The sequence below is a fragment of the Pantoea cypripedii genome (assembly GCF_011395035.1).
In the GTDB taxonomy this organism is placed as follows: domain Bacteria; phylum Pseudomonadota; class Gammaproteobacteria; order Enterobacterales; family Enterobacteriaceae; genus Pantoea; species Pantoea cypripedii_A.
The window spans coordinates 326,846-333,864 of sequence record NZ_CP024769.1; the positions used below are offsets into that span (position 1 = coordinate 326,846).

The 7,019-nt window shown below is 53.9% G+C and carries 9 protein-coding genes; 4 read left to right on the forward strand and 5 right to left on the reverse strand.

Translation table 11 applies throughout. From position 1 onward, the window contains the following. Nucleotides 1-136 precede the first annotated feature (136 nt). From CUN67_RS21885 to CUN67_RS21895, 3 genes are read left to right on the forward strand one after another with little or no spacing between them, the layout of a single operon-like run. Nucleotides 137-673: a tetratricopeptide repeat protein gene (locus CUN67_RS21885; RefSeq protein WP_439332292.1), complete on the forward strand. Its 537-nt coding sequence runs from the start codon at nucleotides 137-139 to the stop codon at nucleotides 671-673. Between the two features lie 53 nt (nucleotides 674-726). Next, nucleotides 727-1,206 (forward strand): sigma-70 family RNA polymerase sigma factor, encoded by a 480-nt coding sequence (locus CUN67_RS21890; protein ID WP_439332293.1) that lies wholly within the window; start codon nucleotides 727-729, stop codon nucleotides 1,204-1,206. Then, on the forward strand, nucleotides 1,203-2,003 hold the full coding sequence (locus tag CUN67_RS21895) for a hypothetical protein (protein WP_208717564.1): 801 nt from the start codon (nucleotides 1,203-1,205) through the stop codon (nucleotides 2,001-2,003). Before CUN67_RS21890 ends, CUN67_RS21895 begins: the two co-directional genes overlap by 4 nt. Before the next feature lie 3 nt (nucleotides 2,004-2,006). Here CUN67_RS21895 and CUN67_RS21900 read toward each other — a convergent pair whose 3' ends face one another. The 4 genes from CUN67_RS21900 to CUN67_RS21915 all read right to left on the reverse strand — a co-directional run bounded on the left by CUN67_RS21900 (nucleotide 2,007) and on the right by CUN67_RS21915 (nucleotide 5,448). Continuing rightward, nucleotides 2,007-2,768: a dimethylarginine dimethylaminohydrolase family protein gene (locus tag CUN67_RS21900; RefSeq protein ID WP_208717565.1), complete on the reverse strand. Its 762-nt coding sequence runs from the start codon at nucleotides 2,766-2,768 to the stop codon at nucleotides 2,007-2,009. Between the two features lie 55 nt (nucleotides 2,769-2,823). After that, nucleotides 2,824-4,539 carry an ABC-F family ATP-binding cassette domain-containing protein gene (locus tag CUN67_RS21905; protein ID WP_208717566.1) on the reverse strand — a complete coding sequence of 572 codons (1,716 nt, stop codon included), beginning with the start codon at nucleotides 4,537-4,539 and terminating at the stop codon, nucleotides 2,824-2,826. 430 nt (nucleotides 4,540-4,969) lie between these two features. Then, on the reverse strand, nucleotides 4,970-5,278 hold the full coding sequence (locus CUN67_RS21910; protein ID WP_208717567.1) for a contact-dependent growth inhibition system immunity protein: 309 nt from the start codon (nucleotides 5,276-5,278) through the stop codon (nucleotides 4,970-4,972). 2 nt (nucleotides 5,279-5,280) lie between these two features. Beyond that, nucleotides 5,281-5,448: an RNase A-like domain-containing protein gene (locus CUN67_RS21915; protein WP_302882497.1), complete on the reverse strand. Its 168-nt coding sequence runs from the start codon at nucleotides 5,446-5,448 to the stop codon at nucleotides 5,281-5,283. Nucleotides 5,449-5,525: 77 nt separating this feature from the next. On the opposite strand from CUN67_RS21915, the gene CUN67_RS21920 reads away from it, so the two are divergent. Beyond that, entirely contained in the window at nucleotides 5,526-6,467 is a 942-nt protein-coding gene (locus CUN67_RS21920) for a bifunctional helix-turn-helix transcriptional regulator/GNAT family N-acetyltransferase (RefSeq protein WP_208717569.1), read from the forward strand. Nucleotides 6,468-6,690: 223 nt separating this feature from the next. Here the strand turns inward: CUN67_RS21920 and CUN67_RS21925 are convergent. Beyond that, nucleotides 6,691-7,019, reverse strand: a 329-nt coding sequence (locus tag CUN67_RS21925) for a transposase (RefSeq protein WP_208717570.1), incomplete at its 5' end; no start/stop codon positions are given.

Below are 7,019 nucleotides of genomic sequence, written 5' to 3' on the forward strand. Positions count from 1 at the left end.
CCGAATAGAAATCTCCGTTGAGGTGTTTACCACCAGACAAGGTGATTTTTCGGCGTCCTTCTCCCGGTGAACCTTGCCCCCGGTCGGTGTGAAAAACCTGGCCGCTTTATTCCATGCCACTTTGCGAGGTTCAATGATGAAAACGATCAACTCTGTTCGCTGGTTGGTTCTGCCCGCCTTGTTACTGGCCCTGCACGCGCCCGGTGCATGGGCGATGGGGAATGATGACAGCAACAGTAAAACGCCGGATTGTCCGAAAGGCCAGGTGTATGACAGTAAATCGAAAAGCTGCGTACCGGATAAAACCAGCTCTCTCAGCGATGAGGACAAGACCAACTACGCTTACCATCTGGCCAAAAAAGGGGAGTATCAGGCCGCGCTTAATCTGCTGGATACGCTAAAAAATCCCAACACCAAAGAAGCCTGGAATTACCGGGGTTACGCCACGCGTAAGCTGGGCCGCACCGATGAAGGGATGAGCTACTATCAACGATCAATCGCCATCGACCCGCATTATGCCAAAGTGCGTGAGTATCTCGGTGAGGCCTGGATGATTAAAGGTCGTCCCGATCTGGCGAAAGAACAGCTTGCCGTCATCAAAACCCTGTGTGGTGTGAGCTGTGAAGAGTATCGCGACTTGCAGGCTGCGATTAACGGACATCCCGAGTCCTGACAGATTGTTTAGCGGAGGGTGGAAAAATCACCAGCACTGAAGTTCGACAGCATCTGGCAACACATCTGGTGCGCTTATGGCGTTACGCCATGGTGCTGTCACGTAACCGCGATGTGGCCGAAGAGCTGGTGCAATCCACCTGTGTGCGGGCGCTGGAGCGCAGTGCGCAATTCACGCCCGGCACGCGCATTGATCGCTGGTTATTTAGCGTGTTGCATTCGGTATGGATCAATGAATTGCGCGCCCAGCGGGTGCGCATGGGACAGGGATTTGTTGCCAGTGATGAGCTGATCGCCCCGGATCATCAGCAACATAATGAGGAACGCATGCAGTATCTCAAGGTGATGCAGCGGGTTGGGCAGTTGCCGGAAGCGCAGCGTAATGCGGTATTTCTGGTGTATGTCGAAGGTTTTACCTATCAGGAAGCGGCTGAGACGCTGGCAGTGCCGGTGGGCACCATCATGAGCCGCCTGGCTGCGGCGCGCAGCACGCTGGCCAATGCCGCGTCTGCGCCACAGGAGAAACGCGTGTGACTGTGATGCGATTTAGTTCACCTTACCCGGATGAAGCCATCGTCGCCTGGCTGGATGGTGAAATGCGCGCGGATGATGTTCAGGCATTTGAGAAGGAACTCAAGCGCAGCCCGGCGTTATCCGCCCGTACTGCAGAATTGATGAAAAGCAATCAACCCTTTGCAGAGGCGTTTGGTTTGATGCTGGAACAGGCCCCGGAACCCCGCATGCAACAACAGCTGGCACAGTTGCTGGCGCAAACGCCAGCGTCGCCCGAGTGGCCGCCAGCGCAAGTGAGTCGGCGGGCATTAATCGCCGCATCGTTAGGTTTTCTGCTGGTGGGTGGAGGGTTCGGCTATCTGCTGCGACCGGTAACTCAGCCTGATGAAAGCGTCACCATCCGTGAGCTGGAAGCACAATATATGTCGTTATACAGCCCGGAAACGCTGGCGGATGTTGATAGCTCACCGCAGGTACTGCAACACGCGCTAGCGCGCACCGCGCGTGACCTTGATCTGCATCTGACGCTGACACAACTCACGTTACCGGAAGCGGATCTTAAAAGCGTCAGAATGCTGCGTTATGACGATGCGTTGATCAGCCAGATTGCCTGGAACCACGCCAGTTATGGTCCGATGGCGTTGTGCATTTCACGTCAGGAGCCACAGCCATCCAGCGCACTGAATCAGGAAAAGCGTCATGGCATGAATCTGGTATGGTGGCATCGTGCCGGTTATCAGTTTGTGTTGATTGGACGTAATCCGGCGGAGCAACTGATGAAAACCGCGACCTTGCTCAGCCGCGGTTTGGTGGTGTGATGGTCAGAAACGCAGTGAAAGGCAGGTCAGGCCGCCGTCCATCTTACGGATCTCGCTGGTATCCAGTTCGATAATCGGCATATCCAGCGTGTGCAGCTGTGCCAGCGTAGCCGGATAACCCGCCGGGGTAATCAGCGTACCGTTGATCAGCAAGGTATTACCGGCATAAATCTCTTCGTCGGGAATAATCAGATGCTGATATTGGGAGAACTGCGGCAGGCGGGCAAACTTCTCTGTCGAGATCAGGGTATTTTTACCCACATAGTTGATGGCGGATTTCAGATGCAAGCCTTCGTCAACCTCCACAGAAGTGACGCTGTAACCATAAGGCTCCACCAGGGTGGCGAACTCGCGAATACCGGCCTCATTGGTGCGGGTCGTCAGCCCAATATAGAACGCTTTATCGATCAGCATCACATCACCGCCTTCGAGGGTGCCGCGATCGCTCATCACCTTCAGCGGGCGAAAATCCTTCAGCACCGCCGCGATTGACTCCACTTCGCCAGCCCGCTGAGGCGCACCGGGATGGGTGATCACGGCCAGTTCCGGCAGGACCACTGCGGTATCTTCGACAAAGTGCGCATCGGGAAAGTCGGCTTCAGCCGGCAGCAGCGTCACCTTCAGTCTGAGCGACAGCATGGCGTTCAGATAATCCCAGAATTGCCTGCGGGTGAGTTCAGCATCCGGTACGCCGAGAGAGGCGGTGGTCAGCCCTGCTGCGCAATTGTCAGCCGGGAGTCTTGCAATGATTTGAGTAAAATCCATCTGTCATTCCTTTAATAATGGTTATGCCTGATAACAAATCTACCTGGCAGGTGACTCACAGTAAATCAAGCTGCGCATTTAGCACGGCGATTTGTTGTCGCCACGCTTCCTGAAGCGCCGGTTTCTGGTGTTTCGGCTTACGACTGACGTCATCAGCCAGTTTTTGCTGTAAATCCAGCAAGGTTGCCAGCAGCGTATCTTCATCAGCGATTTTCGCATCCATACCCCTGGGGGCGGGTTGCTCGTCAGCGATCGCAGGGGGGCTAATCTGCAATTTTTCCGTCATGGCGGGCAAATCCTGCCATTCCGTAAGTTGCTGTTGTTCAATCAACCAGAAACGATTGCAGCTCTGTGCCATCAGTGACCGGTCATGCGTGATTAATAACACCGCGCCAGAGAACTGATTTAGCGCCGCTGCCAGCTCCTCTTTACCCGCCATATCAAGATGGTTAGTCGGTTCATCCAGCAACAGCAACGAATAGCGTGCCAGGGTCAGCCCGACAAACATCAGACGCGATCGCTCGCCGCCACTCAGTGAACTCACCCGCTGTTGATGTCGCTGATAGGGGAAACCGGCTGCAATCAGCGCCATCTTACGCTGGTCATTGCTGAGAGAACCGAAAGGCACCAGCGCATCGCTCAGGGTGTCGCCATCCGCTAACTGCATCAGGTTTTGATCGTAATAACCCAGCCGGGCACGGGGATGAAACATGCCAGATGATGGCTGCTGCCAGCTCTGCCACAGATGACGCAGCAGGGATGACTTACCTGAACCGTTACGGCCAGCCACAGCGATGCGATCGCCACTTTTGACCTGTAAAGCCGGTAACCTGAACAACACCGGTGCCTGCGGGGCCGGGCGCACCGTCATTTCCGGTAGTGCCAGCACGCGATCGGCATCCAGCGCCTCCCCCTGTAATTGCAAACGCCAGGGACTGCCGTCGGTGAGGGTGGTTTGTACCTCCTTCAGCCAGTCAACCCGTTTCTCCATTTGCTGCGCTTTGCGGGAAAGGCCTTCGTTATCATAGGTACGTCCCCAAATCGCCAGCCGGTGCGCGCTTTTTGCCAGCCGATCGATCTCCTTCTGCTCGCTGTGAAAACGTTGTGCATCGGCTGCATCCTGCTCCGCCAGGGCGGTACGTGCAGCGCTACAGGGCAGGTCAAAAAACAGCAGGGTTTTATCGCGCAGTATCCAGCTGCTGGTCGTCACGCGGTCCAGCAGGGTACTGTCATGCGATACCAGCACAAAGCTACCGCTCCAGCTCTTAAGGAAGGTTTCCAGCCACAGCAGCGTGGGGAGATCGAGATGGTTGCTCGGCTCATCCAGCAGCAACAGATCGGGTTGCCGAATCAGCGCACGAGCCAGCAACAAACGCATATGCTGACCACCACTCAGGGTTGCGGCGGTTTGGGCTTGCTGGTCCACGCTGAATCCCAGGCTGTCGAGCAAAGCTTGCGCACGCCAGCGTTCGCTCAGTTGCAACGAAGGTGGCAGCTGTGCCGCGACGCTATCCAGTAATGGGGCCTGCGCAAGCTCATGCGGCAGGTGCTGCTCAATTCTTGCCAGTAAACAGTGGCTGGCCTGTATGACGTTACCCCTGATGGCATCCAGTTCCCCACTGAGAATTTTTAGCAGGGTGCTTTTGCCGGTGCCATTGGCACCCAGCAGACCAATGCGGTCGCCTTTTTTCAGGGTGAAAGTGATGTTGTGAAAAAGGGTGCCGAAGGCATGATCAAAGCCGACAGCCTGTGCAGATAGTAAAGTGCTCATGTGCTTACTCATAAGTTGCAGGCGCAAAAACGCCTGACGTCAAACAACGCTGACGACAACCCGGTAAGCCGGAGGGAAGGGAGTTAGATTTTCAGTGACTTCGCTCAGGGCGCGGATTATCGCAGCACGATACCGGTGACGCCTGAGCACGGCCAATTACTATAGAGGTGTGAGTAAATAAACAATTCACACGGCAGCATAGTAATCCTCCTTAGTTTTCAGTGGGTGAATGGATGAATTGATGATAATGTTTGCTCGATACATTATCCAGAAAAAGTATTACCAGTGTGACTTATTTTCGGAGCCTTTAACTTCGCCATCATCGCCAGTAAAGAGAACGATGCTGTTCCTGAATCCTGAGACACGATAGGTATAAAGACGAACACTCCAGTAATCATTTTAATGCGCCCTGAGTCGGGTGCTTAAATTATTATTTGTCTTTCAAAGATTGGCTAACTTTGTCTCTTACCAGTTGCAAAAATGCAGTAGGGTTAGTTCCCCATAATTTGGGATCGAAATCAGAGCCATAACGATGATTGAAACCCTTATCCAGATCGTCACATTCTTCAGTGAGCAGATCGATATCGGCTATTAATCCATGTCGCAACGCAAAATGCGTATCCGCAATGAAAGCATCAATTTTGGGTTCAATTTCATCGCTGTCATCAATGAGATCGTAATCCTGTCCAAAGTAAACAGTGATAAAGCAGTCCAGCTCATTCAGGTTCAAATTCTTCATTATCAGGCCTTCGGAAACGCAGTCAGGACAAAATAGGGTTTTCCCTGCCATTGCTGAAATCGGATGACTACTCGTACTTTAAAACAGGCCGTAACTTTTGTTGAGCCTCTGGTCACAACAATGCCTGTCTGATGAGCAAAAATACGTTCCAGTTCCATTTTTGCATTCAAATTCGGTTTACGACCCTTGACAACTTCGCCAGCAAAATGGTTGTATTGTACAACCTTATTTCACCCGACCGCAGACCATGACTGATTCCACCCTTATCCAGACTATCCGTGCATCATCGCGCCTGATGGTGCGCGAACTGGGATTTATGAACACCACGCTGGCGGCGACCGAGTATTCACCCTCGGCGGTTCATACCCTGCTGGAAGTTGCCAGCCATGATGGAATGACCGCCGCGCAGCTGGTGCAAATCCTTGGGCTGGAGAAGTCCAGCGTGAGTCGTATGCTGGGCAAGCTGATCAAAGCAGGCGAATTAACCGAATTGCCCTCCGCGCAGGATGCGCGTGTGAAGCAGCTGGCGCTGACCGAACAGGGGAAAATCAGCGTTGCCCGGATCAATGAATATGGTACTCGCCAGGTTATTACTGCGCTGGCTCACCTGAGTGCGCCGCAGCAGCAGGCGGTTGCTCAGGGGTTAGCGGCCTATGCTGGGGCATTAAAAGCGCGACGCGATCAGGCGGAGGTTGTGCCGGAAATCACCATCACTACCGGGTATCAGCCGGGCCTGATTGGCCGGGTCGCGGAAATGCATGGTTGCTACTACGCGCAGCATCATGGTTTTGGCCACTTTTTTGAAGGCAAAGTGGCAACTGGCCTGGCGGAGTTTGCAGGTCGGCTGGATGCACCACGTAATCAAATCTGGGTCGCCAGCCAGCAAGGGCGTATTGTTGGCTCGGTTGCCATCGATGGGGAAGACCTGGGGAATAACCAGGCACATCTGCGCTGGTTTATTCTCGACGATGGGTGTCGTGGGGCTGGTGTGGGCAGAAAGTTACTTGGCGCTGCGATGGCATTTTGTGATGCGCAGGCATTCTCAGCGGTGCAGCTCTGGACTTTCAGCGGGCTGGATGCGGCTCGCCGCCTGTACGAGTTCTTTGGCTTTACCCTGACGCAGGAATGGCAGGGCGATCAATGGGGGAAAACCATGCTGGAACAGCAATTCACCCGCGTGGCTAAATAACTGTTATCTGTTTTTTTGCCAGCGGGCGGGCCATCGCGTCATCCAGCGGATAATTTAACAATCCCATGGCGATTGAAAGCGGTGAAATTATGGATGCGAAAACGATTATGTTGCTGCAACACCTGGCATTGCGCTTCAATTTCGATCCCGATCCAACAAACCTAAACTCAACACACAGGTAAATCGGTAAGTATCTGTAGATACTCTGTCTCGCGTCAAGTATTTACGGATGCCTGTCACTAAAAAGCTTCGCTGCATCAAAGTCCTGACCGTGTTTTATGCAACTCCATAAGCCGGTCAGGTATTTTCTCATGATGGCGCATATCGCCTGGATTTTTTTCCTGCCCCTCGCCACTAACGCCGTGTAAAACGCATTGGCCCGTGGTTCATGGTGCGCCGCACTCAGCGCCGCCATATACATTGCCCTGCGCAGGTGACCGTTCCCTGCCTTACCCAGACGCCCCGGCCGGTTTACGCTGCTCCCTGACTGGCTCCGCTTAACGTGTAGTCCCGCATGGCGACTCACCTGGTTCGCTTTCATATCCCGCGGCA